The sequence below is a fragment of the Streptomyces sp. NPDC041205 genome, assembly GCF_055591765.1.
In genome coordinates this window covers 1,500,976-1,525,865 of the sequence record NZ_JBVIZH010000001.1, presented here as the reverse complement: position 1 = coordinate 1,525,865, position 24,890 = coordinate 1,500,976, and the positions used below count along the sequence as shown (strand labels likewise).

The 24,890-nt window shown below is 73.0% G+C and carries 20 protein-coding genes and 1 tRNA gene; 15 read left to right on the top strand and 6 right to left on the bottom strand.

Features of this window, described 5'->3' with window-relative positions; translation table 11 throughout:
* Nucleotides 1-163 precede the first annotated feature (163 nt).
* The 6 genes from ACZ6BG_RS06635 to ACZ6BG_RS06610 all read left to right on the top strand — a co-directional run bounded on the left by ACZ6BG_RS06635 (nt 164) and on the right by ACZ6BG_RS06610 (nt 7,537).
* Nucleotides 164-775, top strand: a complete 612-nt coding sequence (locus ACZ6BG_RS06635; protein WP_468997602.1) for a CGNR zinc finger domain-containing protein — start codon at nt 164-166, stop codon at nt 773-775.
* 244 nt (nt 776-1,019) lie between these two features.
* The gene (locus ACZ6BG_RS06630) at nt 1,020-1,598 is read left to right on the top strand and encodes a sigma-70 family RNA polymerase sigma factor (protein ID WP_468450018.1); all 579 of its coding nucleotides are present in this window, start codon (nt 1,020-1,022) and stop codon (nt 1,596-1,598) included.
* Nucleotides 1,595-2,467, top strand: coding sequence for an anti-sigma factor family protein (locus tag ACZ6BG_RS06625; RefSeq protein ID WP_468997599.1), 873 nt, complete (start codon nt 1,595-1,597; stop codon nt 2,465-2,467). Before ACZ6BG_RS06630 ends, ACZ6BG_RS06625 begins: the two co-directional genes overlap by 4 nt.
* A gap of 111 nt (nt 2,468-2,578) precedes the next feature.
* On the top strand, nt 2,579-4,984 hold the full coding sequence (locus ACZ6BG_RS06620) for a HelD family protein (protein ID WP_468997596.1): 2,406 nt from the start codon (nt 2,579-2,581) through the stop codon (nt 4,982-4,984).
* Between the two features lie 443 nt (nt 4,985-5,427).
* Nucleotides 5,428-6,858, top strand: a complete 1,431-nt coding sequence (locus tag ACZ6BG_RS06615; protein WP_087884325.1) for an NAD-dependent malic enzyme — start codon at nt 5,428-5,430, stop codon at nt 6,856-6,858.
* 397 nt (nt 6,859-7,255) lie between these two features.
* The gene (locus ACZ6BG_RS06610; RefSeq protein WP_016645140.1) at nt 7,256-7,537 is read left to right on the top strand and encodes an HU family DNA-binding protein; all 282 of its coding nucleotides are present in this window, start codon (nt 7,256-7,258) and stop codon (nt 7,535-7,537) included.
* Between the two features lie 141 nt (nt 7,538-7,678).
* Here the strand turns inward: ACZ6BG_RS06610 and murA are convergent, their stop codons facing one another.
* On the bottom strand, nt 7,679-9,028 hold the full coding sequence (murA, locus tag ACZ6BG_RS06605) for a UDP-N-acetylglucosamine 1-carboxyvinyltransferase (RefSeq protein ID WP_468997590.1): 1,350 nt from the start codon (nt 9,026-9,028) through the stop codon (nt 7,679-7,681).
* A gap of 254 nt (nt 9,029-9,282) precedes the next feature.
* On the opposite strand from murA, the gene ACZ6BG_RS06600 reads away from it, so the two are divergent.
* Nucleotides 9,283-9,843: a YqgE/AlgH family protein gene (locus ACZ6BG_RS06600; RefSeq protein ID WP_190113989.1), complete on the top strand. Its 561-nt coding sequence runs from the start codon at nt 9,283-9,285 to the stop codon at nt 9,841-9,843.
* Between the two features lie 239 nt (nt 9,844-10,082).
* Here ACZ6BG_RS06600 and ACZ6BG_RS06595 read toward each other — a convergent pair whose 3' ends face one another.
* On the bottom strand, nt 10,083-10,997 hold the full coding sequence (locus ACZ6BG_RS06595; RefSeq protein ID WP_468997585.1) for a LysR family transcriptional regulator: 915 nt from the start codon (nt 10,995-10,997) through the stop codon (nt 10,083-10,085).
* A gap of 118 nt (nt 10,998-11,115) precedes the next feature.
* Here ACZ6BG_RS06595 and ACZ6BG_RS06590 point away from each other — a divergent pair, with 118 nt between their 5' ends.
* The 7 genes from ACZ6BG_RS06590 to ACZ6BG_RS06560 all read left to right on the top strand — a co-directional run bounded on the left by ACZ6BG_RS06590 (nt 11,116) and on the right by ACZ6BG_RS06560 (nt 21,312).
* Nucleotides 11,116-12,333: an MFS transporter gene (locus tag ACZ6BG_RS06590; protein WP_468997582.1), complete on the top strand. Its 1,218-nt coding sequence runs from the start codon at nt 11,116-11,118 to the stop codon at nt 12,331-12,333.
* Nucleotides 12,320-12,616, top strand: coding sequence for a DUF3039 domain-containing protein (locus tag ACZ6BG_RS06585; RefSeq protein ID WP_033263869.1), 297 nt, complete (start codon nt 12,320-12,322; stop codon nt 12,614-12,616). Before ACZ6BG_RS06590 ends, ACZ6BG_RS06585 begins: the two co-directional genes overlap by 14 nt.
* A gap of 119 nt (nt 12,617-12,735) precedes the next feature.
* Nucleotides 12,736-14,361, top strand: coding sequence for a beta-N-acetylhexosaminidase (locus tag ACZ6BG_RS06580; protein ID WP_468997577.1), 1,626 nt, complete (start codon nt 12,736-12,738; stop codon nt 14,359-14,361).
* Between the two features lie 298 nt (nt 14,362-14,659).
* Nucleotides 14,660-15,562, top strand: a complete 903-nt coding sequence (locus ACZ6BG_RS06575; RefSeq protein WP_468997573.1) for an FAD binding domain-containing protein — start codon at nt 14,660-14,662, stop codon at nt 15,560-15,562.
* Nucleotides 15,559-18,105 (top strand): (2Fe-2S)-binding protein, encoded by a 2,547-nt coding sequence (locus tag ACZ6BG_RS06570; RefSeq protein ID WP_468997571.1) that lies wholly within the window; start codon nt 15,559-15,561, stop codon nt 18,103-18,105. The genes ACZ6BG_RS06575 and ACZ6BG_RS06570 overlap by 4 nt, the downstream gene beginning before the upstream one ends.
* Nucleotides 18,102-20,393, top strand: coding sequence for a xanthine dehydrogenase family protein molybdopterin-binding subunit (locus tag ACZ6BG_RS06565; protein WP_468997569.1), 2,292 nt, complete (start codon nt 18,102-18,104; stop codon nt 20,391-20,393). The genes ACZ6BG_RS06570 and ACZ6BG_RS06565 overlap by 4 nt, the downstream gene beginning before the upstream one ends.
* 373 nt (nt 20,394-20,766) lie before the next feature.
* A complete protein-coding gene (locus tag ACZ6BG_RS06560) occupies nt 20,767-21,312 on the top strand; it encodes an AAA family ATPase (RefSeq protein ID WP_468997567.1) in 546 nt (181 codons plus the stop codon).
* A 257-nt stretch (nt 21,313-21,569) separates the two neighbouring features.
* Here the strand turns inward: ACZ6BG_RS06560 and ACZ6BG_RS06555 are convergent, their stop codons facing one another.
* Both ACZ6BG_RS06555 and ACZ6BG_RS06550 read right to left on the bottom strand, forming a co-directional pair.
* Nucleotides 21,570-22,289, bottom strand: a complete 720-nt coding sequence (locus ACZ6BG_RS06555; protein WP_468997565.1) for a L,D-transpeptidase — start codon at nt 22,287-22,289, stop codon at nt 21,570-21,572.
* Nucleotides 22,279-22,854: a SigE family RNA polymerase sigma factor gene (locus tag ACZ6BG_RS06550; protein ID WP_468997563.1), complete on the bottom strand. Its 576-nt coding sequence runs from the start codon at nt 22,852-22,854 to the stop codon at nt 22,279-22,281. Before ACZ6BG_RS06550 ends, ACZ6BG_RS06555 begins: the two co-directional genes overlap by 11 nt.
* Nucleotides 22,855-23,030: 176 nt before the next feature.
* Here ACZ6BG_RS06550 and ACZ6BG_RS06545 point away from each other — a divergent pair, with 176 nt between their 5' ends.
* Entirely contained in the window at nt 23,031-23,981 is a 951-nt protein-coding gene (locus tag ACZ6BG_RS06545) for a L,D-transpeptidase (protein WP_468997561.1), read from the top strand.
* Nucleotides 23,982-24,007: 26 nt separating this feature from the next.
* On the opposite strand, the gene ACZ6BG_RS06540 is transcribed toward ACZ6BG_RS06545, so the two are convergent.
* Both ACZ6BG_RS06540 and ACZ6BG_RS06535 read right to left on the bottom strand, forming a co-directional pair.
* Nucleotides 24,008-24,082: transfer RNA gene (locus tag ACZ6BG_RS06540), tRNA-Cys, on the bottom strand.
* A gap of 278 nt (nt 24,083-24,360) precedes the next feature.
* Nucleotides 24,361-24,819: a hypothetical protein gene (locus ACZ6BG_RS06535; protein ID WP_468997558.1), complete on the bottom strand. Its 459-nt coding sequence runs from the start codon at nt 24,817-24,819 to the stop codon at nt 24,361-24,363.
* Nucleotides 24,820-24,890: the final 71 nt, after the last annotated feature.

Here is a 24,890-nt window from a genome sequence, read left to right as displayed (position 1 = left end):
CCGCACGGCGTTTCCGCCCGTCCCGGTGCGTCCGCGCCCGCCCCGGCACGGCCCCCGTCCGCACCACCCCCGGTGGCAGGGGTTCCGGTGGCGCCCACGGGCGGGCACTGTAGGGGTACGGCACTCACCGGCACACCCCAAGGGCGGTGAAAGGCGCATGGTGTTGGGTGCGACTACCAAGTCCGCGACCCCTGCTGCGTACCACTCCGCGTTCCACGAACTCCGCTTCGACGCCGGCCGGCCCTGCCTCGACCTCGTCGCCACCGCCCACCCGGTGGAGCGCATCGGCGACGTCCGGCGGCTGCGGGCCTGGCTGGCCGGGGCCGGCCTGGTCCCGCAGGGCACGCCGCTGGCCGGGGCCGACGTGACCTGGCTCGCCGCCTTCCGGGAGCTGCGCGGCCACATCTCCCAGCTGGTCCGCGCCGAACTGGCCGGGCGCCCCGCCGACGCCGCGCTGGCCCGCGTCAACGCCCTCGCCGCCGCGGCCCCGCCCGCCCCCCTCGCCGTCCGGCACGCCGACGGCACCCTGACCCGCGCCCTGCACGGCACCCCCGGCCGCACGGCCCTGCTCGCCGCCGTCGCCAGGGACGCCGTGGAACTGCTCACCGACCCGGTGGCCCGGTCGCTCCTTCGCCAGTGCGCGGGCGACAACTGCGCCATCGTCTACCTGGACACCTCGCGCGGTCGGCGCCGCCGCTGGTGCTCCAGCGAGGTGTGCGGGAACCGGGAGCGGGTGGCCAGGCACCGGCGGCGGGCGGCCCTGGCCCGGGCCTGACCGGCGCGGCACCCGCCCCGGGCCCGAGCCGGGCCCGTTCGGCAGGCGGTCCGCCCGGCCCGCACCGGGAACTTTCACCCCCACACCGGGACATCCCGCGCCCCCGCCCGGAATTCCCCGGCCCCCGTTGAACGGACGCCCGCCCCGGTCCGTACGTCCAGGGTGACCAGCCAGCAGGGCCGACCACGCGGAGAGCACGGCCGACATGGGCAGCCGAGACGAACAGCGGACAGCGGAGGCAGACGTGCGCAAGGATTCCGCCGTGGCCGATGAACGCCCGCACCGACGACATCGACTTGACCCGACTTCCGTGCCGGGGCCGGACGAGGAACTCATGCGCGCGCTCTACCGGGAGCACGCGGGACCACTTCTCGCCTATGTGCTCCGGCTGGTGGCGGGGGACCGGCAGCGCGCCGAAGATGTCGTACAGGAAACGCTCATCCGTGCCTGGAAGAACGCCGGTCAGCTCAACCGAGCTACCGGTTCGGTACGCCCCTGGCTGGTGACGGTCGCGCGCCGCATCGTCATCGACGGCCACCGCAGCCGGCAGGCCCGGCCGCAGGAGGTCGACCCGTCGCCGCTGGAGGTCATCCCCGCGGAGGACGAGATCGATAAGGCGCTGTGGCTGATGACGCTGTCGGACGCGCTGGAGGACCTGACTCCCGCGCACCGGGAGGTACTTGTCGAGACCTACTTCAAAGGGCGTACGGTCAATGAGGCGGCCGAGACACTGGGCATACCCAGCGGGACAGTGCGTTCGCGGGTCTTCTACGCGTTGCGCTCGATGAAGCTTGCGCTCGAGGAGCGGGGGGTGACGGCATGAGCACGCCGTACGACGCACACGGCTTCGGCGGCGGTGGCGGCTCCGGCTCCGGTCCGGGCGACGTGCACGAGACCGTCGGCGCCTACGCGCTCGGCATCCTCGACGACGCCGAGGCCACCGAGTTCGAGGCGCACCTCGCGGGCTGCGACTTCTGCGCGCACCAGTTGGAGGAGTTCTCCGGCATGGCGCCGATGCTCGCGGCCCTCGCGGACTTCCCCGGCGCGGACGTCGGCGGCGCGTCGCCGACCCCGGTGCCCGCGGCCACCGGCCCCCTGCGCGGCGTGCCGCGGATCGGCGAGCAGCTCGCCGCCCGGCCGAGCCCGCGGCTCGCGGACCGCCTGGTGGACGAGGTCGCGGTCAAGCGCGCCCAGCGGCGCAGGCGCGGCATGTACCTGGTCGCGGCGGCGGCCGCGCTGATCATCGGCGGTCCGCTCGCGGTCTTCGCGGTCAGCGACGACGACGGCGGTACGAAGGAGGTGGCGGGCGCCGACCCGCACCCCACCTCGCCCGCCGAGGACGCCTTCTTCCACCACATGGACGACAAGATCGCCGCCACCGACCCCAAGACCAAGGTCACCGCGACGGTCGGCACCGAGAAGAAGGCCTGGGGCACGCACACGGTCCTGGAGCTGAAGAACGTCAAGGGCCCCCTGAAGTGCTCGCTGATCGCGGTCGGCAAGGACGGCAAGAAGGAGACCGTGACGACCTGGTCGGTGCCCCAGTGGGGCTACGGCATCAAGGACAGCACGCACCAGGCCGCGCGGAACCCGCTGTACGTGCACGGCGGCGCCGCGTTCGACCGCGACGACATCGACCACTTCGAGGTGCGTACGTTCGACGGCGAGCGGCTGGTCGAGGTGGACGTCTGACCATCGCCGTGACGGCGGCGCACGGCCCGACGACTGCACAACAGGGGTCCCTTTCGCGTACGGTGGACGGCTGCTCAATACGGGCAGCAGCACGTCAGGAAAGGGGCCCCGGTGGCCGACGTACGCGAGCGCGAGATCAGTGTCGAACAGGAACACCTCGACCAGGTCTACCGCCGCCTCGAAGAGAAGATCCACGAGGCCGAGTTCCTGATGAACGACGCGGCCAAGCGGTCCCAGGTGGGCACCCCGGGAGCGCTGGCCGAGCGGGACGCCCAGGTCTTCCGCGCGGGCGTCCATCTCAACCGGCTGAACAACGAGTTCGAGGACTTCCTCTTCGGCCGTATCGACCTGTTGCTCGGCAAGGACGGCAAGAAGGGCCCGGACGGCGCGTACACCGCCGTGGAACCGGCCGAGGGCGCGGTGCGCACCGAGGAGTCCGGTACGTACGCCGACATCGCCGAGACCCTGCACATCGGCCGCATCGGCGTCCTGGACGCGGACTACTCGCCGCTGGTCATCGACTGGCGCGCACCCGCCGCCGCGCCGTTCTACCGCTCGACCCCGGTCGACCCGGGCCGGGTGGTGCGCCGCCGCGTCATCCGGTCCAAGGGCCGCAAGGTCCTCGGCGTCGAGGACGACCTGATGCGCCCGGAGCTGACGGCGTTCCTGAACGGCGAGGAGCTGCCCGTCATCGGCGACGGCGCCCTCATGGCCGCGCTCGGGCAGGCCCGCAGCCACTCCATGCGGGACATCGTGGCGTCCATCCAGGCCGAGCAGGACATGGTGATCCGCGCGCCCGCCGCGTCCGTGACGTACGTGGAGGGCGGCCCCGGCACCGGCAAGACGGCCGTCGCCCTGCACCGCGCCGCGTACCTCCTCTACCAGGACCGCCGCCGCTACGCCGGAGGCATCCTCATCGTCTCCCCGACCCCCCTCCTCGTCGCCTACACCGAGGGCGTCCTGCCCTCCCTCGGCGAAGAGGGCCAGGTCGCCATCCGCGCGGTCGGCTCCCTCGTCGACGGCACCGAGGCCACGGTCTACGACACCCCGGCAGTGGCTCGTGTCAAGGGTTCGTCGCGCATGCTGAAGGTCCTGCGACGGGCGGCGAGGGGCGCGTTGGAAGGCGATGCCGCCACGGCTGTGGGCAGTCGTGCCGCTGGGGCGGCCTTCGACCCGAAGAGAGCGGACCCGCAGACGCGAATGGCGAGTACGCAGCAACTCGCCTTCGGCGAGGAAGAGCCCGAAGCCGCAGGCGAGGCGAAGAGGGGCACCCCCACCCGCCTCAGAGTGGTCGCGTTCGGCCGCCGCCTGGAGCTGGAGGCCGACCAGCTCGCCCGAATCCGCCAGACGGCACTCAGCGGAACGGCCCCCGTCAACCTCCTGCGCCCCCGAGCGAGAAAGCTTCTCCTGGACGCCCTCTGGGCCCAGTCCGGCGCGGCCGGAAGACACGACGACCCCGAACTCGCCGCCGAACTCCGCTCGTCCTTCGACGACGACATCACCTCCGAGGACGACTTCCTGGCGTTCCTGGAAGCCTGGTGGCCCGAACTCACCCCGCGCGCGGTCCTGACCGCGATGGGCGACGAACGCGCCCTGAACCGCTGGGCCCGCCGCGTCCTGAACCCCGGCGAGGTCCGCAAGGTCGCCCGCTCCCTGAGACGCGACGCCCTGTCCGTGCACGACGTGGCGCTCCTCGACGAGCTGCAGGCGATCCTCGGCACCCCGCACCGGCCCCGCAAGAAGAAGGACCTGGATCCGCTCGACCTGCTCACCGGCCTGGACGAGCTGATGCCGCAGCGCGAGGAGTCCCAGCGCGAGCGCGCCGAACGCCTCGCGGCGGAACGCACCGAGTACGCGCACGTGATCGTCGACGAGGCGCAGGACCTCACGCCCATGCAGTGGCGCATGGTGGGCCGCCGGGGCCGGCACGCCACATGGACGGTCGTGGGCGACCCGGCGCAGTCCTCCTGGTCCGACCCGGACGAGGCGGCCGCGGCTCGCGACGAGGCCCTCGGCACCCGCCCGCGCCGCCGCTTCACCCTCACCGTCAACTACCGCAACCCGGCCGAGATCGCCGACCTCGCCGCGAAGGTCCTGGCCCTCGCCATGCCCGGCTCGACGGCCCCCTCGGCGGTCCGCTCGACGGGCATCGAGCCGCGCTTCGCCGTCGTACGCGACAAGGACCTCGGCGGGTCCGTGCGCGAGGAGGCGGCGCGCCTGCTCGACCGGGTCGAGGGCACCGTCGGCGTCGTGGTGGCCATGAGCCGCCGCGAGCAGGCCGCCCGCTGGCTCGCCGGGCTCGGGGAGCGGGTGGTGGCGCTCGGCAGCCTGGAGGCCAAGGGCCTGGAGTACGACGCGACGCTGGTCGTGTCGCCCGCCGAGATCGCCGACGAGTCCCCGGCGGGCCTGCGCGTCCTGTACGTGGCGCTGACCCGCGCCACGCAGCAGCTCACGGTCCTCTCGGGGGAGCGCGACGAGCCGGACGCGGAGGGCGTGCCGGACCTGCTGCGGGAGTGAGCGTCACGGCGGCGCGCCGCGGGCCGGCGGAGTTTGTGCGGGACGGGAATTGCCTTACGGGGATCGTTTGTTACCGTTGATGTGACACCGGCCCGATCCAAGCCCCCGGGCCCAACCTTCGTCGCTACGAGCGACCACTTGCCGCGAGGCGAGCATGGCGGGTCGGTGTCATCAACGTACGAGAGAGGTCCACGTCACCAGTGACGTGGACCTCTCTCTGTTTGCCCGGTTCTCGGGTTCTCCGGTTCTCGGGTTCTCCGGCGTTTCGCCGACACCCCTTTCCGTGACCCGTGACTTCTCGTATGGTGGAAGTCAGTTTCCGAAAGTGCGGCAGTTGGTCCGTGAACAAAACGTCCGCAATCCGGGGCGGCTACCACGTACTCAGGGGTAGGTGCGACGATCGGACGGCAACAGCTACAAGGTGAAAGCAGAGGAAGTCCGCCATGGCAACGGCGCCCAGCGTCTCCTACTCGATGACGGTCAGGCTGGAGGTGCCCGCGAGCGGAACCGCGGTCTCCCAGCTCACCACGGCCGTGGAGTCCTCCGGCGGCTCGGTCACCGGCCTCGACGTCACGGCGTCCGGCCACGAGAAGCTCCGTATCGACGTCACGATCGCCGCGACCTCCACCGCGCACGCCGACGAGATCGTCGAGGAGCTGCGCGGCATCGAGGGCGTCACCCTCGGCAAGGTCTCCGACCGTACGTTCCTGATGCACCTCGGCGGCAAGATCGAGATGCAGTCGAAGCACCCCATCCGCAACCGCGACGACCTGTCCATGGTCTACACCCCGGGCGTCGCCCGCGTGTGCATGGCGATCGCCGAGAACCCCGAGGACGCGCGCCGCCTCACCATCAAGCGCAACTCCGTTGCGGTCGTGACGGACGGCTCCGCGGTGCTCGGCCTCGGCAACATCGGCCCGAAGGCCGCGCTGCCCGTGATGGAGGGCAAGGCGGCCCTCTTCAAGCGCTTCGCGGGCATCGACGCCTGGCCGCTGTGCCTGGACACCCAGGACACCGACGCGATCGTCGAGATCGTCAAGGCCATCGCCCCCGGCTTCGCGGGCATCAACCTGGAGGACATCTCCGCGCCGCGCTGCTTCGAGATCGAGGCCCGCCTGCGCGAGGCCCTCGACATCCCCGTCTTCCACGACGACCAGCACGGCACCGCGATCGTCGTCCTCGCCGCCCTGACCAACGCCCTGCGCGTGGTGGGCAAGGGAATCGGCGACGTGCGCGTGGTCATGTCCGGCGCCGGCGCCGCCGGTACGGCCATCCTCAAGCTGCTGCTCGCCGCGGGCGTCAAGCACGCCGTCGTCGCCGACATCCACGGCGTCGTGCACGCGGGCCGCGAGGACCTGGTGGCCGCCGCGGCCGACTCGCCGCTGCGCTGGATCGCCGACAACACCAACCCCGAGGGTGTCACCGGCACCCTCAAGGAAGCCGTCGTCGGCGCCGATGTGTTCATCGGTGTATCGGCCCCGAACGTGCTCGGCGGCGATGACGTGGCGGCCATGGCGGACGACGCCATCGTGTTCGCGCTCGCGAATCCCGACCCCGAGGTCGACCCCGCAATCGCCCGCCAGACGGCGGCAGTTGTGGCCACCGGGCGGTCCGACTTCCCCAACCAGATCAACAACGTGCTGGTGTTCCCCGGCGTCTTCCGCGGCCTGCTCGACGCCCAGTCGCGCACGGTCAACACGGAGATGATGCTGGCCGCGGCCACCGCCCTGGCCGACGTGGTCACCGAGGACGAGCTGAACCCGAACTACATCATCCCCAGCGTCTTCAACGACAAGGTCGCGGGCGCGGTCGCCGGAGCGGTGCGCAGCGCCGCCAAGGCGGCCGGGGTGGCTGTGACGGGCACCACGGCCTGACAGCACGGCGCGTCGCGGAACGCGGCGCCGACAACGGCCCTCTAGGGTGGCGGGACGCGGGCCGCAGGGCCCGCGCGGCCCGACCGCCCCCCGAGGGCCCCTGCGCCGGCCCCCGCCGGTCCGTCAGGGCGTGCGGTCCGGCACCGGGAGCGGACGGAGCGTCACCATTTCGAGGCAACCGCCGAGAAACGGCGCTTTTCGTGTGACTCCCACGGGTGCCGGATTGGCTTTCCCGCCGCAGGTGGGGGCAGGATGCGTCTCTGGGCGCGAGGGTCTGACGTCGGACCCGGGTCCGGGGCCCGCCTGAGGACCCTGGCAGCATCGGCTTCGCTGTGCCCGATATGCGGCTCCGCCGCGAGGCACGCCTCAACAGCAAGAAGAACACGGGAGTACAAACATGAACCGCAGTGAGCTGGTGGCCGCGCTGGCCGACCGCGCCGAGGTGACCCGCAAGGACGCCGACGCCGTGCTGGCCGCGTTCGCCGAGACCGTCGGCGAGATCGTTGCCAAGGGTGACGAGAAGGTCACCATCCCCGGCTTCCTGACCTTCGAGCGCACCCACCGTGCCGCTCGCACCGCCCGCAACCCGCAGACCGGCGAGCCGATCAACATCCCGGCCGGCTACAGCGTCAAGGTTTCGGCGGGCTCCAAGCTCAAGGAAGCCGCCAAGGGCAAGTAAGCAGGCCTCTGGCCCTGTGCAGCGAAGGGCGGCCACCCCGTGCGGGGTGGCCGCCCTTCCGCGTGCCGCCGGTCTTTGTGTGCCGCCGAAAAGACGGCCTCGAACGCCGGCCGGGCTGGATCCTCCCGGCCGGGCTTTTCCCTAGCTCAGCGCCGGCTTGCCCGGGAGTTCGACCTTCGCGCCGAGCTCCACGAGCTTGTCCATGAAGTTCTCGTAGCCGCGGTTGATCAGGTCGATGCCGTGGACGCGGGAGGTGCCCTGGGCCGCGAGGGCGGCGATCAGGTACGAGAAGCCGCCGCGGAGGTCCGGGATGACCAGGTCGGCGCCCTGGAGCTTGGTGGGGCCGCTCACGACCGCGGAGTGCAGGAAGTTGCGCTGGCCGAAGCGGCAGTCGGAGCCGCCGAGGCACTCGCGGTAGAGCTGGATGTGGGCGCCCATCTGGTTCAGCGCGGAGGTGAAGCCGAGCCGGGACTCGTAGACCGTCTCGTGGACGATGGACAGGCCCGTGGCCTGGGTCAGCGCGACGACCAGGGGCTGCTGCCAGTCGGTCTGGAAACCGGGGTGGACGTCGGTCTCCAGGGCGATGGACTTGAGCTGGCCGCCCGGGTGCCAGAAGCGGATGCCCTGATCGTCGATCTCGAAGGCACCGCCCACCTTCCGGTAGGTGTTCAGGAACGTCATCATCGAGCGCTGCTGGGCGCCGCGGATGTAGATGTTGCCTTCGGTCGCCAGCGCCGCGGACGCCCACGAGGCGGCCTCCAGGCGGTCCGGCAGGGCCGCGTGGTTGTAGCCGCCGAGCTTGTCGACACCGGTGATCCGGATGGTCCGGTCGGTGTCCATGGCGATGATCGCGCCCATTTTCTGCAGGACGCAGATCAGGTCCTCGATCTCGGGCTCCACCGCTGCGTTGGAGAGCTCCGTCACACCCTCGGCGAGCACGGCGGTGAGCAGCACCTGCTCGGTGGCGCCGACCGACGGGTAGGGCAGCCGAATCTTGGTGCCGCGCAGGCGCTGCGGGGCCTCCAGGTACTGGCCGTCGGCGCGCTTCTCGATGGTCGCGCCGAACTGCCGGAGCACCTCGAAGTGGAAGTCGATCGGCCGGCCGCCGATGTCGCAGCCGCCGAGGCCCGGGATGAAGGCGTGCCCGAGGCGGTGCAGGAGCGGCCCGCAGAACAGGATCGGAATGCGGGAGGAGCCCGCGTGCGCGTCGATGTCGGCGACGTTCGCGCTTTCCACGTGCGAGGGGTCGAGCAGCAGCTCACCCGGCTCCTCACCGGGGCGGACCGTCACACCGTGCAGTTGCAGCAGGCCGCGTACGACGCGGACGTCGCGGATGTCCGGGACATTGCGCAGCCGGCTCGGAGCGCTTCCGAGCAGGGCGGCGACCATGGCCTTGGGCACGAGGTTCTTCGCGCCGCGGACGCGGATCTCACCCTCCAGCGGGGTTCCGCCATGGACAAGCAGTACGTCTTGGGTGCCGGTGACGGTCATGAATCTCGCGTTCCGATGAGGTGGACGGGGGGACCAAAGGGCCAAGCGTAATGGCCGCGTACCCCCCTTAAGTAAGCCCGAGGGGGCCTCAGACGCGTCATGACTCCGCAACAACACGAACCGTGCGGAACCGGACGCTCACGGTCACGGGGGCGATCGGCCGTGCCACCGGCCCCGGTACCCGCTGAGCTGCGTTCCCGTCCGTCGGCCGATTGGCTCCCCGCGGGGGCCCGGGATGCGGGATCATGTCTGGCATGACCGAGGTGTCCTCGCTCACAGGGCGGCTGCTCGTGGCCACGCCGGCCCTGTCGGACCCCAATTTCGACCGCGCGGTGGTGCTGCTCCTCGACCACGACGAGGAGGGCTCCCTCGGCGTCGTCCTCAACCGCCCGACGCCGGTGGACGTGGCGGACATCCTCGACGGCTGGGGCGACCTCGCGGGCGCCCCCGGCGTCGTCTTCCAGGGCGGCCCCGTCTCCCTCGACTCGGCCCTCGGTGTCGCCGTCATCCCCGGCGAGGAGGGTCCCCTCGGCTGGCGCCGCGTCCACGGCGCGATCGGGCTGGTCGACCTGGAGGCCCCGCCGGAGCTCCTCGCCTCCGCCCTCGGCAGCCTCCGCATCTTCGCCGGCTACGCGGGCTGGGGTCCCGGTCAACTGGAGGACGAACTGGTCGAGGGCGCCTGGTACGTCGTCGAGTCCGAGCCCGGTGACGTGTCCTCCCCGGACCCGGAACGCCTGTGGCGCGCGGTGCTGCGCCGCCAGCGCAGCGAGCTCGCCATGGTGGCGACCTACCCGGACGACCCGTCGCTGAACTGAGCCCTGCCGGGGGCTCCCCAACCCCGCCCCTTCCCGTAACTGGGGGCTCCGCCCCCAGACCCCCGCTCCTCAAACTCCCCCAAGCTCTCAAGGAGCAGGGGGGACCCCCACGAGGGGCTGGATTTTCCAGCCCGTCCGGCGATTGAGGACGAGGCGCGAAGCGCCGACAAGCGGGGGTCCAGGGGGCGGCAGCCCCCGGTTTCGGGAAGGGGCGGGATTGGGGAAAGCCCCGCAGGGCCCTACCCGGCCCGCACCCGCAAGTACCGCTCAGCCAACGGATGCGGATCCCGCCCCGGTACGGCCAGGTGGACGGCGACCGGCGGGGCGTTCTTGAGGCGTACGTAGCGCAGGCCCGGGTGCGAGTGCCGGCGGGCGACCGGCTCGGGGGCGACGCCCACGCCGTGCCCCGCGGCCACCGCCTCCAGCCACTCGTCGAAGTTGTCCGCGGTACAGGAGAGCCGCGGCCGCCGCCCGGCGGGCCACAGCTCGGGCCGGGTGGTGCCGGTGACGGTGTTCACGACCAGCGGCACCGCCGCCAACTCGGCCCAGTCGACGACGCGCCGGTGCGCCAGGTCGGCCGAGCCACGGGCCACGACGGCGACACGCGGCTCGTGCAGCAGCACCCGGCTGCGGACCGCCGCGCCCGGCGGGATGTCACCGCGTACGACCGCGACGTCGCACGCCCCCGAGGTGAGCCCCGCCAGCGGCTCGTCGCGCCGCACGAGCCGCACGGCCGCGCCGGTCGCCGCCTTGAAGGCGGTGGTGAGCTGGACGCAGGCCTCCGGAAGGAGCGAGGTGAAGCCGAGCCGCAACAGCGGGCGCCCGCCGCGGGCGGCGCCGAGGGTCGTGTCCAGGCGGGACAGGAGCGGGCCCAGCTCCTCGCGCAGGCGGCGCCCGGCTTCGGTGAGTTCGACGCTGCGGGTCGTGCGGTCCAGGAGCCGGGCGCCGAGGGCCGCCTCCAGGGCGCGCACGGTGCGCGTCAGCGCGGGCTGACCGACGCGCAGGACGGCGGCGGCGTGCGTGAAGCTCAGCTCGTCGGCGACGGCGAGGAAGGCGCGCAGGTGGCGCAGCTCGACTCCGTCGGGGGCGGCATCGGAGCCGGGGGCGTCGACGGGGCGTCGGTGCGGGGTCGGGAGCGGGGGCGGGGCATCCATGCCTACGGAGCATAAATGCACCTCCGCGGGCATTTCCCCGGCGAACCGGAGACTGCCTACGTTTCCGTCCGGCGGCGCGCGACCCGGGCCGTCGTACGGACGAAGGGAGCTGGGTGCGGTGCGGCGAATATGGCTGCTGATGCTGGGGGCCTTCACGTTGGGGCTCGACGCCTACGTGATGGCGGGGCTGCTGCCCGTGGTCGCGGACGACCTGGACACCACCGTGTCCCTCGCCGGACAGATGGTGACGGTGTTCACGCTCGCGTACGCGGTGAGCGCGCCGCTCGTCACGGGCCTCCTGGCGGGCGTGCGCCCCCGCGCGCTGCTCATCGCCGCGCTCACCGTCTTCACCCTCGGCAACGCACTGACCGCGCTCGCACCGGGCCTTGCGGTGCTGCTCCTCGCGCGCGCCGTGGCCGGGGCGGGCGCCGGGGTCTACTCGGCGCTGTCCACGGCGGCCGCCGCGTCCCTCGCGGGGCCGGAGCGGCGCGGGCGGGCGCTCGCCCTGATCATGGGCGGCATGAGCTCGGGCACGGTGCTCGGGGTGCCGCTCGGGGTGCTGCTCGCCGGCCACACCTCGTGGCGGTCGACGATGTGGCTGGTGACCGGGCTGGGCGCGGTGGCGCTCGTGGGGCTCGCCGTGGGGCTGCCCCAGGTGCCGACCGCGCCGCCGGTGCCGGTGCGGGCGCGGCTCGGGGCGCTCGCCGACCGGGCCGTCCTGCCGGTCGTCGGCGTCTCCTTCCTGGGCGCGGTGTCGAGCCTCGGGCTCTACACGTACCTGGCGCCGGTCCTCGAGGCCACCGGCGGTGTCGGCGAGGGCGACGTGGCGCCGTACCTGTGGGCGTGGGGGATCGGCGGGGTGCTCGGCAGTGTGCTCGCGGGGCCCCTCGTGGACCGGTGGGGCAGGCTGTACGCCCTGGTCGCGGGGCTCATGGCGGCCCTGGTGGTGGCGGAGCTGTGCCTGTCGCCGCTCGGCGCGGCGTCCTTCCCCGCGCTCGTGCTCTGGGGCGCGGTCGGCTGGGCCCTGCAAGTCCCGCAGCAGCACCGGCTCCTGGCGCTGTCCGCCGAGCGCGGCACGGTGGCGCTCGCCCTCAACAACTCCGCCCTCTACCTCGGCAGCGCCGTCGGCTCCGGCGCCGCGGGGCTCGCGCTGTCCGCGGGGCTCGGCGCGGCGGAGCTGCCCTGTGTGGCGGCCGGGGTGGCGGCCCTGGGGCTCGCGCTGCACCTCCTCGCGGCGCGTGCGCGGCGCACGGGGCCGCAGCCGCACGGCTCGGACAACAGCCGCTGCCAGGACGCGCCCGGCGTGAGTACCCTTGGCACCTATGAGCACTCTTGAGCCCGAGCCCGAGCGCGGGGCAGGTACGGGGACCCTCGTAGAGCCGACGCCACAGGTGTCGCACGGTGACGGCGACCACGAGCGCTACGCGCACTACGTCCAGAAGGACAAGATCATGGCGAGCGCGCTCGACGGTACGCCCGTCGTGGCGCTGTGCGGCAAGGTGTGGGTCCCCGGCCGCGACCCGAAGAAGTATCCCGTCTGTCCCATGTGCAAGGAGATCTACGAGTCCATGGGGGCCGGTGGAGACAAGGACAAGGGCGGCAAGGACGGCAAGAAGTAGTCCGTTCCTCCTCCTGAGACGCCGGGCGGGCCGTACGCGGCCCGCCCGGCGTTTTCGATGTCATTGCATGCCCCGCAACGGCCCTTTTGCGTCGTGCAATCGCGTGGCAGCCTCAGTCCATGACCTTTGAGCAACTGATCCCGGCGCCCGCACGCGTCGAGGAGCACAGTGGTGACGGATTCGTTCTCGACGGGGCGACCACGCTTTGGGCGGGGACCGGTACGGAGGGCACGGAACGGTGGTTGCGGGGCACTCTGGGGGGTGCGTTGCGACTGCCGTTGGCGCCCGGGGCCGAGGGTGCGCCGGGGAGTGTCTCGCTGCGCGTCGACGGGGAGCTGGAGGCCGAGGCGTATCGGCTGACCGTCGCCGCGGACGGGGTGGAGATCAGGGGCGGGAGCGCCGCCGGGGTGTTCTGGGGTGCGCAGACGTTCCGGCAGCTGCTCGGGGCGGACGCCTTTCGGCGGGCGGCCGTCAGGCCGGGGCAGGAGCGCACCGTCGCGCCGGGCGTGGTCGAGGACGCGCCCCGGTTCGGCTGGCGCGGCATGATGCTGGACGTGGCCCGGCACTTCATGCCGAAGGAAGGCGTGCTGCGGTACCTGGACCTGCTCGCCGCGCACAAGCTGAACGTCTTCCACTTCCATCTGACGGACGACCAGGGCTGGCGCGTCGAGATCAAGCGGTATCCGAAGCTCACCGAGGTCGCGTCCTGGCGGTCGCGCACCAAGTGGGGGCACCGGGCCTCGGAGTTGTGGGACGAGAAGCCGCACGGCGGGTTCTACACGCAGGACGACATCCGCGAAATCGTCGCGTACGCCGACTCCTTGCACATCACCGTCGTGCCGGAGATCGACGTCCCCGGCCACTCGCAGGCGGCCATCGCCGCCTATCCGGAGCTGGGCAACACCGACGTCATCGACACGGCCGCGCTCGGGGTGTGGGACTCGTGGGGCGTCACGCCCAACGTGCTCGCGCCGAGCGACACCACCCTCCGTTTCTACGAGGGCGTGTTCGAGGAAGTCCTTGAGCTGTTCCCGTCGACCTTCATCCACGTCGGCGGTGACGAGTGCCCCAAGGAGCAGTGGAAGGACTCGGCGGCCGTCCAGGAGCGCATCGAGGAGCTGGGGCTCAGCAACGAGGACGAGTTGCAGAGCTGGTTCATCCGGCACTTCGACAAGTGGCTGTCCGCGCGCGGGCGTCGGCTCATCGGCTGGGACGAGATCCTGGAGGGCGGGCTCGCGGAGGGCGCGGCCGTCTCGTCCTGGCGCGGGTACGGCGGCGGCATCGCGGCGGCCCAGGCGGGCCACGACGTGGTGATGTGCCCCGAGCAGCACGTCTATCTGGACCACCGGCAGCACGGCGGTCCGGACGAGCCGGTGCCGATCGGGTTCGTCCGCACCCTGGAGGACGTCTACCGCTTCGAGCCGGTGCCGGGCGAGCTGACCGAGGACGAGGCGCGGCACGTGCTCGGGACGCAGGCCAATGTGTGGACCGAGGTGATGGAGTACCACGGCCGCGTGGACTATCAGGTCTTCCCGAGGCTCGCGGCGCTCGCGGAGGTCGCCTGGCGCACGCTCCCCGCGCCCGCCGAGCGCGACTTCGCCGATTTCGAACGGCGAATGACCGCCCACTACGCCCGACTTGACGCCCTCGGTGTCGACTACCGCCCGCCGGGCGGTCCGTTGCCGTGGCAGAAGCGTCCCGGAGTGCTCGGACGCCCGATCGAGGGGGCACCCCCAAACGTGTGAGGTGACGCCCCGAGCGTGTGCTCCCGGTGGCCCGCGGTGCGACCGTGGGCCACCGGGAGGAAGCCGTACAAGGATCACCGAAGGGTGGCAATTCCCGCTGACCGGCGAGGGAGTGCGAAAACGGCATATCCCCCAGGTCTGCGGACGAACGTCTCCTAGCGGACCCCCGCGCCGGGGCCCGGTGAAGATGTGCCAGAGTTGCCACGTCCGGGTTGTGAGCACGTACCGTACGGCGGAACAGGCGTAACGGTGAGAACGGCGCGCAAGCTGCCGGGCCATCGGGAAGGGGCAGCCGGTTTTGACCACGCACGCACCGCGGGCGGCGCAGGGGGCGCAGTCTGTGACGCTGCCTGTCACGCTCGACGAGGCCGTCGCGGCGCTCGCCGCCGTGCCCGCAGCCGTGCCCGTCGCGGGCGGCACGGACCTGATGGCGTCGGTCAACGCGGGCCAGCTCCGCCCCGCGTCCCTCGTCGGTCTCGGCCGCATCAGCGAGATCCGCGGCTGGCAGTACCAGGACGGGCACGCCCTCCTCGGCGCCGGACTGACGCACGCCCGCATGGGCCGCCCGGACTTCGCCGCGCTCATCCCGGCGCTCGCCGCCGCCGCGCGCGCCGCGGGACCGCCGCAGATCCGCAACGCGGGCACCCTCGGCGGCAACATCGCCTCCGCCGCGCCCGCCGGCGACTCGCTGCCCGTACTCGCCGCGCTGGAAGCCGTGTTGATCATCGCGGGTCCGGGCGGCACCCGCCGTGAGATCCCGGTCTCGCACCTGCTCGCGGGCATGGAGATGCTGGCGCCCGGCGAATTGATCGGATATGTCCGCGTACCGCTGCTGCACGCCCCGCAGGTCTTCCTGAAGGCGACCGGCCGCACCGGACCCGGCCGCGCGACCGCGTCGGTCGCCCTGGTGCTCGACCCGGCGCGCAGGGGCGTGCGATGCGCCGTCGGCGCCATCGCGCCCATGCCGCTGCGGCCCCTGGAGGCCGAGCAGTGGGTGGCCGGACTCATCGACTGGGACGGCGAGCGCGGTCTGGTGCCGGAGGCCCTGACGGCCTTCGGTGAGTACGTCGCCGCGGCGTGCATCCCCGACCACCCGCCCGCCGAGGACGGCACCGCGCAGCCGCTGCCGCCCGCTGTACTGCACTTGCGGCGCACCGTCGCCGCGCTGGCCCGACGAGCACTGGGGAGGGCGCTGTCGTGACCGACGGTCAGAGGAATGGCGCGGGTGGCTGGCAGCCGCACCCGCAGGGCGAGTACGACGCGGACGCCACCGCGTTCGTGCAGCTCCCCGAGGGCGCGGCCGACGCCGTGAGCACCCCGCTCGCCGCCCCCGGGCACGGCTACGTACCGCCGCAGATAACGGTCACGCCGACGGCCCCCGACGCCACCGACCCGGCCGCCACGGGCGCGTGGGTGCTGCCGCCCGAGGTGACCGGTGTCGCGCACGCCGGCGCGGCGACGCAGGCCGTGAGCTGGCCGGACCCCGGCACGCACCTGGGCGCCCACCAGGAGCAGCAGTTCGCCGCCGAGCCCCCGGTCCCGGACGCGTACGACCCGCGTGCCACGGGCCAGTGGACGTTCCCGGATGCCGTCACGCCCCCGGAGTCGAACGGCGCCCCTGGCGATGTCCGGAACGGGCACGCGCCCGCCCCGCACGACGTGACCGGGCAGTGGTCCATCCCCGTCGCCGACGGTGACCTGCCGGAGGAGTCCGGCGAGTACTCGGCGTCGTCGCTCGCCGCGGATGGGGTCTCCCCTGCTCGAACGGAGTTGAGAGCTTGGGGAAGGGGTGGAACGCCGCCGCCCGCGACGCTGCCCGGCGGCGCGCCCGCGCCCTGGGCCACGTCGTGGCCGACGCAGGCCCCGGAGGCTCCTCAGGAGCCCCAGGTCCCCCAGGGCCCGGAGGCTCCGCACGCCCCGCAGGCGCCCCAGGCGACCCCTTACCCGGCCGCGCAGGCGTTCGTGGAGCAGGCACCCGTCGGGCCGCCCGCCCCGGAGGCCGCCCCCGTGCGGGCCGCCCGCGCCGCCGAGGAGACCCCCTTCGAGCGGACCGCGAAGCTGTTCGTCGTCAAGCAGCGCCCGGACGGCTCCCTGGCGCCCGCGGGGCACTCGGACGATGCACGGGACACACCGGATGCACCGGGTGCACCGGGCGCCCCGGATGTAGCGGAGGAAACGGTCAACCCGGTCGATCCGGCCGCCCTGGAGGGCGACTTCGCCCCGGAGGCCGCGGCCGCCGGGCACCTCGCACCGGCCGCCGACCCCCGGTACGGGGCGGACCCCGCGTACGAGGAGAACGCGTACGAAGAGAACGCGCCGTACGAGGAGAACGCGCCGTACGACGTGCACCCCGCGCAGTCGGCGGACCTCGCGCAGTCGGTGGGCCTCGCGCCCGCGCCCGGCTTCCCGCACGCGGGTGACTCCGCGTACGCGGCGGACCCGGCGCACCCTGCCGACCCCTCGTACGAGCCGGACCCGGCCCTCGCGCCGCACCAGGCCCACCCGACGGAGCCCGCCCCCGCGGCGCCCCCCGCCCCCGCGGCCGACCTCACCCACCCGGCGGCCGTCGCGCCGACGCCGATCCCGCCCCACGAGGCCGACCCGGCGCACGTACCTGCCCCCGCGCACGTACCGGCCCCCGCGCAGGCGACTGCCCCCGCACCGGCGGCCGAGCCGACCCACGCGGCTGAGTCGACCCACGCGGTCGAGCCCGCCCACGCGGCCGAGCCCGCCCACCTGGCTGAGCCCGCCCACCCGGCCGAGTTGGCTCACGCGGCCGAGCCCGCCCACCCGGCCGAGTCGACCCGCGCCGCCGAGCCCGCCCACCCGGCCGAGGCGCCCCCCGCCGAGGACCCGGCCCTCGCGGCGCCCCCCGCCCCCGTACAAGAGCCGGACCCCGCCCCCGAGGCGGAGCACACCCCGGACCCCGAACCCGCAGCGGTCGACCGGGAGCCCGAGGCTGACGGCGCCCCGGAGGTGGATGAAGCGGACGAAGCGGACGAGGGCTTCGCGGCGGGCCAGGACGCCGACGCGGGGCACGCGTCCGAGGCCGACCACGTCGCTGAGGCGGTCCTTGCCCCCGATGTGGCCCCCGTCGAGGCCGACGCGGACGCCCCGGCCGACGAGGCCACGGACGAGGCGCCCGAGCCGGGCGTCCCCGCTCACGACGAACACCCCCTCGTCTCCTACGTCCTGCGGGTCAACGGCGCCGACCGGCCCGTCACCGACGCCTGGATCGGGGAGTCCCTGCTGTACGTGCTGCGGGAGCGGCTCGGGCTCGCGGGAGCCAAGGACGGCTGCTCGCAGGGCGAGTGCGGGGCCTGCAACGTGCAGGTGGACGGGCGGCTCGTCGCCTCCTGCCTGGTGCCCGCGGCCACCGCGGCGGGCAGTGAGGTGCGCACCGTCGAGGGCCTCGCCGTCGACGGCCGCCCCTCCGACGTACAGCGCGCGCTCGCCAACTGCGGGGCCGTGCAGTGCGGCTTCTGCGTGCCGGGCATGGCGATGACCCTGCACGACCTCCTCGAGGGCAACCCGGCGCCCAGCGACCTGGAGACCCGCCGCGCGCTCTGCGGCAACCTGTGCCGCTGCTCCGGCTACCGGGGCGTGCTCGACGCGGTCCGCGACGTGGTCGCCGAGCGCGAGGCGAAGGGCGCCGCGGCCGAGCAGCAGGACGAGGCCGACACCGGCGGCCCCCGCGTACCGCACCAGTCGGGCCCGTACGGCCAGGACGGAGCCCAGGCGTGAGCAACGAGACTTCCGCCGCGCCGGGCGCCGAGCAACTGCCGCACGGCATCGGCTCGTCGCTGCCGTCGGCCGAGATCAGGGCCAAGACGGAGGGCACGTTCCCGTACGCCTCCGACCTGTGGGCCGAGGGACTGCTGTGGGCGGCCGTCCTGCGCTCCCCGCACGCGCACGCGCGCATCGTGTCCATCGACGTCACGCACGCCGAGGACATGCCGGGCGTCCGCGCCGTCATCACCCACGAGGACGTGCCGGGCAAGCCGCACCACGGCCGCAAGACCGCGGACCGCCCGCTGTTCGCGTCCGACGTCGTACGCCACCACGGCGAGGCCATCGCCGCCGTCGCCGCCGACCACCCGGACACCGCCCGGATGGCCGCCGCCGCGATCATCGTCGAGTACGAGGTGCTCGACCCGGTCACCGACCCGGAGCAGGCCTTCGAGGCCGCGCCGCTGCACCCCGACGGCAACCTGATCCGGCACATCCCGCTGCGCCACGGCGACCCGGAGTCGGCCGGTGAGGTCGTCGTCGAGGGCCTGTACCGCATCGGACGCCAGGACCCGGCGCCCATCGGCGCGGAGGCCGGGCTCGCGGTGCCGCGCCCGGACGGTGGCGTCGAGCTGTACATCGCCTCCACCGACCCGCACGGCGACCGCGACATGGCCGCCGCCTGCTACGGCCTCACCCCCGAGCAGGTCAAGGTCGTCGTCACCGGTGTGCCCGGGGCCACCGCCGACCGCGAGGACGCGAGCTTCCACCTGCCGCTCGGCCTGCTCGCCCTGCGCACCAGCCGCCCCGTCAAGCTCACCGCCACCCGCGAGGAGTCCTTCCTCGGCCACGCCCACCGCCACCCGACCCTCCTGCGCTACCGCCACCACGCGGACGCCGAGGGCCAGTTGGTGAAGGTGGAGGCGCAGATCCTGCTCGACGCGGGCGCGTACGCGGACACCTCCGCCGACGCCCTCGCCGCGGCCGTCTCCTTCGCCTGCGGTCCCTACGTCGTGCCCAACGCCTTCATCGAGGGCTGGGCCGTCCGCACGAACAACCCGCCCTCCGGTCACGTGCGCGGCGAGGGCGCCCTCCAGGTCTGCGCCGCCTACGAGGCGCAGATGGACAAGCTCGCCAAGAAGCTCGGCGTCGACCCGGCCGAGCTGCGCCTGCGCAACGCGCTGGCCACCGGCGACATCCTGCCCACCGGCCAGACGGTGACCTGCCCGGCCCCGGTCGCCGAACTCCTCGGCGCCGTCCGGGACTTCCCGCTCCCCGGGCTGCCCAAGGACACCCCGCAGGAGGACTGGCTGCTGCCCGGCGGCCCCGAGGGCGCGGGCGAACCCGCCGCCGTCCGGCGTGGCGTCGGCTACGGCCTCGGCATGGTCCAACTCCTCGGCGCCGAGGGCACCGACGAGGTGTCCACGGCCACCGTGAAGGTCCACGACGGCATCGCCACGGTCATCTGCGCGGCCGTCGAGACCGGCCAGGGCTTCACCACCCTCGCCCGCCAGATCGTCCAGGAGACCCTGGGCATCGACGACGTGCGCGTCGCCCCCGTCGACACCGACCAGCCGCCCGCGGGCCCCAGTTGCCACGGCCGCCACACCTGGGTCTCCGGCGGCGCGGTGGAGCGCGCCGCGAAGATGGTGCGCACCCAACTGCTCCAGCCCCTCGCCCACAAGTTCGGCATGTCGACCGAGCTGCTCCAGATCGCCGACGGCAAGATCACCTCGTACGACGGCGTCCTGTCGACCACCGTCGAGGAGGCGATGGACGGCAAGGAGCTGTGGGCCACGGCGCAGTGCCGCCCGCACCCCACCGAGCCGCTCGACGCGGACGGCCAGGGCGACGCCTTCGTGGGCATGGCCTTCTGCGCCATCCGCGCGGTCGTGGACGTGGACATCGAGATCGGTTCGGTACGGGTCGTGGAGCTGGCCGTCGCCCAGGACGTCGGCCGCATCCTCAACCCCGCCCAACTGCGCGTCCGCATCGAGGCGGGCGTCACCCAGGGCGTCGGCGCGGCCCTCACCGAGAACCTGCGCACCCCCCGCGGCCTGGTCCGCCACCCCGACCTCACCGGCTACGCCCTGCCCACCGCCCTGGACGCCCCCGACATCCGCATCGTGAAACTCGTGGAGGAACGCGACGTGGTCGCCCCCTTCGGCGCGAAGGCCGCGAGCGCGGTGCCGGTGGTGACGTCCCCGGCAGCGATCGCCGCAGCGGTGCGGGCGGCGACGGGCCGCCCGGTGAACCGGCTGCCGATCCGCCCGCAGGCGGCGGTGGGGGCGGAGCTGGCGTGAGGTTTTCCAGCCCGTCCGGCGTTTGAGGACGAGGCCGCAGGCCGATGGGCGGTGACCTGTCCCACCCGCACTTCCAGCCCGTCCGGCGTTTGAGGACGAGGCCGCAGGCCGATGGGCGGTGGCCCGTCCCACCCGCCCTTCCAGCCTGTCCGGCGTTTGAGGACGAGGCCGTAGGCTGATGGGCGGTGGCCTGTCCCACCCGCACTTGCAGCCCGTCCGGCGTTTGAGGACGAGCCGCGGAGCGGCGATCGGCGGGGTCCAGGGGCGGCAGCCCCTGGTTACGGGAAGGGGCGGGACTGGGGCGTCCCACGCGGGATACACGCCCACGGAAACCGGGAGGAACCCCAGCCCCGGCTGGGGTAACTTCGCGCAGATGAACGCCCCCGCCACCCCCGAAGGGGTCATCGTCATCACCGGCATCATGGCCGCCGGAAAGTCCACAGTCGCCCAGGCCCTGGCCGAACGCCTGCCCCGCGCAGCACACGTACGCGGCGACGTCTTCCGCCGCATGGTCGTCTCCGGCCGCGAGGAGTACGAGCCCGGCGCGGGCGCCGAGGCCGAGGCCCAACTCCGGCTCCGCTACGGCCTGTCGGCGTCTACGGCCGACGCGTACGCCGAAGCGGGCTTCACCGCGATCGTCCAGGACGTGATCCTGGGCGAGGAGCTGAAGCGGTACGTCGACCTGGTGCGGACGCGCCCGCTGCACGTGGTCGTGCTCGCCCCGCGCCCGACCGCGGTCGCCGAACGGGAGGCGGGACGCGGCAAGACGGGCTACGGCGAGTGGACGGTGGAGGCTCTGGACGAGGGGATGCGGGCCACCACGCCGCGTATCGGACTGTGGTTGGACAGCTCGGAGTTGACGGTGGATCAGACGGTGGACGCGATTCTCGCGCGGCTGCGCGAGGCGGCCGTGGCCTGAGAGTGGAATGTCTCCGACCGGTGCCGGTCGGGTCGCGATGACGCTCCAGGCATGCGATCCCCCCATAAATCCCTTTTAGGCAGGGCCAGTTGCAGGGCACCATCGAAGAGTCCCGAACAACTCGGTCACTACGGGGGAGATGTGTCATGGGGGATGACAACGACACGGGCTGGGGCTGATCCCGGCGATACGGAGGGGCGGTTTCCTTCAGGGGACCGCCCCTCTTCACGTGCTCACGCGCACACTCGCACACGTGCTCACGCGCCTTGGCCCTGCCCCCCGGGCGCCTTGCCCTCGATGCTGACCACCGAGCCCGGACTGAGCTTCCCGTAAAGCCACTTGGCGTCCGCCGCGCGCAGCCCGAGCCAGCCGTGGGTCACGTCGCGCTTGCCCACGGAGTCCTCGTCGAAGGTGAGGGCGACGACGTAGTTGGTGCGGCCGTCGGCGTCGCGCAGTTCGAGGACCCAGTGGAAGTACACGTCGTACGTCTCGCCGAGGCCGACGGTCTGGCCGGACAACTTCGTCGAGCGGTGCTTGGCGACGACCGTCATGCGGCCCGGCTTCGTCGGGTACTTCGCGCGGCCCGACGACAGGGGCAGCTTCCGGCCCGCCACGGACAGCTCCCGCCGGGCGAGGTCGGCGGTGGCGGCGGGCGCGGTCGGCCCGGCGGACGTGCTGGGCGCGGCGGGCGGCGCGGGCCGGGAGCCGGAGTCGTCGCCGAGGCCCACGACCAGCCCGGCCACGAGGGCGGCCGCCGCGACGGCGCCCCCGCCCACGAGGGCCGCGTGCCTGCGCCGCCGCCGGGTCCCGGCGCGGCGGCGCACGTCGGCGCCGGTGCCGGGGGCGGGGGAGCGGGCGTCGACGGCGAGGGCGTGGAGGGCGGCGGAGAGGTCGGGGGCGGGGTCGGGGGCCGGGCCGGAGTGCGGCGCGGACGTGGGGCCGAGGTTCGGCTCGGGCGCCGAGGGTTCACCGGACACGATCCCGATCCCCCTCCTTCCCGCTGCTCGTCCCGCCGACCGTCCCGTCGAGTACGTGACCCCCGTCGCCCCTGTCGCCTCCGTCGTCCCCGTCGTCCCCGGACAAATGCTTGGCCAGCGCCGCGCGTCCGCGCGAGAGCCGTGCCTTGACCGTGCCGGTCGGGGCGCCGGTCTCGGAGGCTACCTGCTCGACGCTGAGGTCACACAGGTGGTGCAGCACGATCGCGAGCCGCTGTGCCTCGGGCAGCTTCCGCAGCGCCGCGACGAGCGTCACGTGCTCGGGCCCGGGGCCTGCCGTGTGCTCGGGCGGCGGCTCCTTGCGCACCAGCTCCAGCCAGCGCCGGGCCCGCCGCCAGTGGCTCACCGCGAGCCGCATGGCCACCGTGCGGACCCAGGCCTCCGGCGCGTGCACGGCCGCGAAGTCGCGCCGCCGGTCCCAGGCCCGTACGAACGCCTCCTGGACGACGTCCTGGGCCTGCCCGTGGTCGCCGGTGAAGGCGTAGACCTGGCCGACGACGCGCGGGAACGCGGACGCGTAGAACGCGTCGAACTCGTCCTCCGTCATGCCCCCGCCGTTCCTGTCCACGACCGCGACCGTTCGCCGCCCACGTCGCGACCCGTTCCCACCAGCCCCGAATTTCTCCCGCACGCCCCATGCAACCCGGCGGTCTCCGCCGTGCGTATGGGTGGCGTACATGGAAACACACCGGCCCAGGCCGGAACACCACACAGGGGGACCCGATGGCCAGGCGCACCAGAATCCGTCACGTCGTACGCGGGGCGGCGACCGCCGTGCTCTGCGCGGGCGTCCTCGCGGGCTGCTCGCTGGGAGGGCGGGACGGCGGGTCGGCGCCGTCGGGGCCGCGGGACGACCGGAAGCCCGCCGCGGCCGGGACGCCCACGCCGCGCGCGAAGCCGGTCGTGGAGCCCGCGGCGCTGCGCCGGGGCGGGGTGCGGGTGAACGTGGCGGACGGGCAGCGGGTGGGCGTCGGCATGCCGGTGTCGGTGACCTTCGACCGCCCGGTCCCGGCGGCCGAGCGGGCGGCGGTGGAGCGGCGCCTGAGGGTGCGCGCGAGCACGCCCACCACCGGCTCCTGGAGCTGGGTCAAGGACCGCAACCTGCACGAGGGCCAGCGGGTCGACTACCGCCCGAAGGCGTACTGGAAGCCCGGCACGAAGGTCACGGTCCGCGTGGGCCCGACCGTCGACCGCACCTTCACGGTGGCCCGCTCGCTGCTCGCCACCGTCGACGTCCGGACGCACACGATGACCGTGGTCAAGGACGGCGTGACGCGCCGCGTACCGATCACGGCGGGCGCGCCCGGCATGGACACCTGGAACGGCACGATGGTGGTCTCCGACAAGCAGCGCCGCGTCTTCATGGACTCCCGCACGGTCGGCTACGCGGACGCGTACGCCGGCTACTACAGCTACGCGGTCCACCTCACGACGTCCGGCACGTACCTCCACGAGAACCCGAAGGCCAACACCTACGCGGGCGCCCAGAACGTCACCCACGGCTGCATAGGCCTCGCCACGGACGGCACGGCCCGCCGCTTCTACGAAGAGGTCATCCCCGGCGACGTCGTCCGCGTCACCGGCTCCAAGGAGACGGTGGCCCCCGGCAACGGCTACGGCGACTGGAACGTGCCGTGGGGCGAGTGGAAGGCGGGCAGCGCGCTGACCCGCTGACCACGGTGACACCTTCTCACCACCGTTGGAGGCCGTGACCGGAATCGAACCGGTGTGCTTCGCTTTGCAGACGAATCCCTAAACCACTCGGGCACACGGCCATGTCGTACTGACTCCCTAGACCGTAGGCGCGCCCCCTGCCCCACTCAACCCTGGCGGGGGCGCCGCAACGGGACTGCCATACGGCGTTCATGAACGGGGGGCGGACGCCCGGGGTGAGCCGGTGACGGCGGCGAACCGGCCTCCGCCTGGCCCGCAGGGCAACGCTGACCCGGAGAGGAGCCGTAAGGGCAGGCTTCTCGCGAGTCTTCCACCTTTCCCTGGAATCCCGGTACTGACCGTGTCACCTGCGCGACCGCAGTTGGTGCTCACGGCGGGGCTACGATTCCGCGAGATCCTTCACCGTGCGCTGGCGATGTCCCTCTGCGGTCATCATGGTCAGCAATTCAGCCGCGGCGTGGCGCAGGTGTGACCAGCAAAGGGCACGAACGGGTGTGACTCCGGTCGAGATGATCCAAATCTCCTTGGCGTCGTGAAGTGTTCCATAGTTCTCGTCGTTCGTTACTGGCGCGAAGAGGTCGACTACGGATTTCCCCTCCAAGGCTTCCAACATGGCGAGCAGGGAAAGACTCGGCGCGCCCTCGGTCGATCCCTTGGGTGTGAGTCCATACGCCACGACGAAGAACAGAGAAGCAAGGCGTTTCCTGAATTCACCCTCGTCGATTTCCCATACCCCGCAACGTTCGCTCAGCCATGAATGCAGCATGTCATCGCTCTCGATGTATGCGATGACGGTCTTGCCGATCTCTCGGCAAGACCGAACATGGGGAGGTGTCATGGAGTAGGGCCTCCCGTTACAAGGGGGACGGCTAGTAGCACTTCACTTCCAACACGCGACTGGTGGCCGAC

Bases quoted from the DNA above. Each gene is read 5' to 3' on its own strand.
- ACZ6BG_RS06580 (WP_468997577.1), top strand. From the start codon at position 12,736: ATGACCTTTGAGCAACTGATCCCGGCGCCCGCACGCGTCGAGGAGCAC.
- ACZ6BG_RS06600 (WP_190113989.1), top strand. From the start codon at position 9,283: ATGACCGAGGTGTCCTCGCTCACAGGGCGGCTGCTCGTGGCCACGCCG.
- ACZ6BG_RS06560 (WP_468997567.1), top strand. From the start codon at position 20,767: ATGAACGCCCCCGCCACCCCCGAAGGGGTCATCGTCATCACCGGCATC.
- ACZ6BG_RS06550 (WP_468997563.1), bottom strand. From the start codon at position 22,854: ATGACGGAGGACGAGTTCGACGCGTTCTACGCGTCCGCGTTCCCGCGC.
- ACZ6BG_RS06545 (WP_468997561.1), top strand. From the start codon at position 23,031: ATGGCCAGGCGCACCAGAATCCGTCACGTCGTACGCGGGGCGGCGACC.
- ACZ6BG_RS06535 (WP_468997558.1), bottom strand. From the start codon at position 24,819: ATGACACCTCCCCATGTTCGGTCTTGCCGAGAGATCGGCAAGACCGTC.
- ACZ6BG_RS06585 (WP_033263869.1), top strand. From the start codon at position 12,320: ATGAGCACTCTTGAGCCCGAGCCCGAGCGCGGGGCAGGTACGGGGACC.
- ACZ6BG_RS06625 (WP_468997599.1), top strand. From the start codon at position 1,595: ATGAGCACGCCGTACGACGCACACGGCTTCGGCGGCGGTGGCGGCTCC.
- murA (WP_468997590.1), bottom strand. From the start codon at position 9,028: ATGACCGTCACCGGCACCCAAGACGTACTGCTTGTCCATGGCGGAACC.
- ACZ6BG_RS06595 (WP_468997585.1), bottom strand. From the start codon at position 10,997: ATGGATGCCCCGCCCCCGCTCCCGACCCCGCACCGACGCCCCGTCGAC.
- ACZ6BG_RS06610 (WP_016645140.1), top strand. From the start codon at position 7,256: ATGAACCGCAGTGAGCTGGTGGCCGCGCTGGCCGACCGCGCCGAGGTG.
- ACZ6BG_RS06615 (WP_087884325.1), top strand. From the start codon at position 5,428: ATGGCAACGGCGCCCAGCGTCTCCTACTCGATGACGGTCAGGCTGGAG.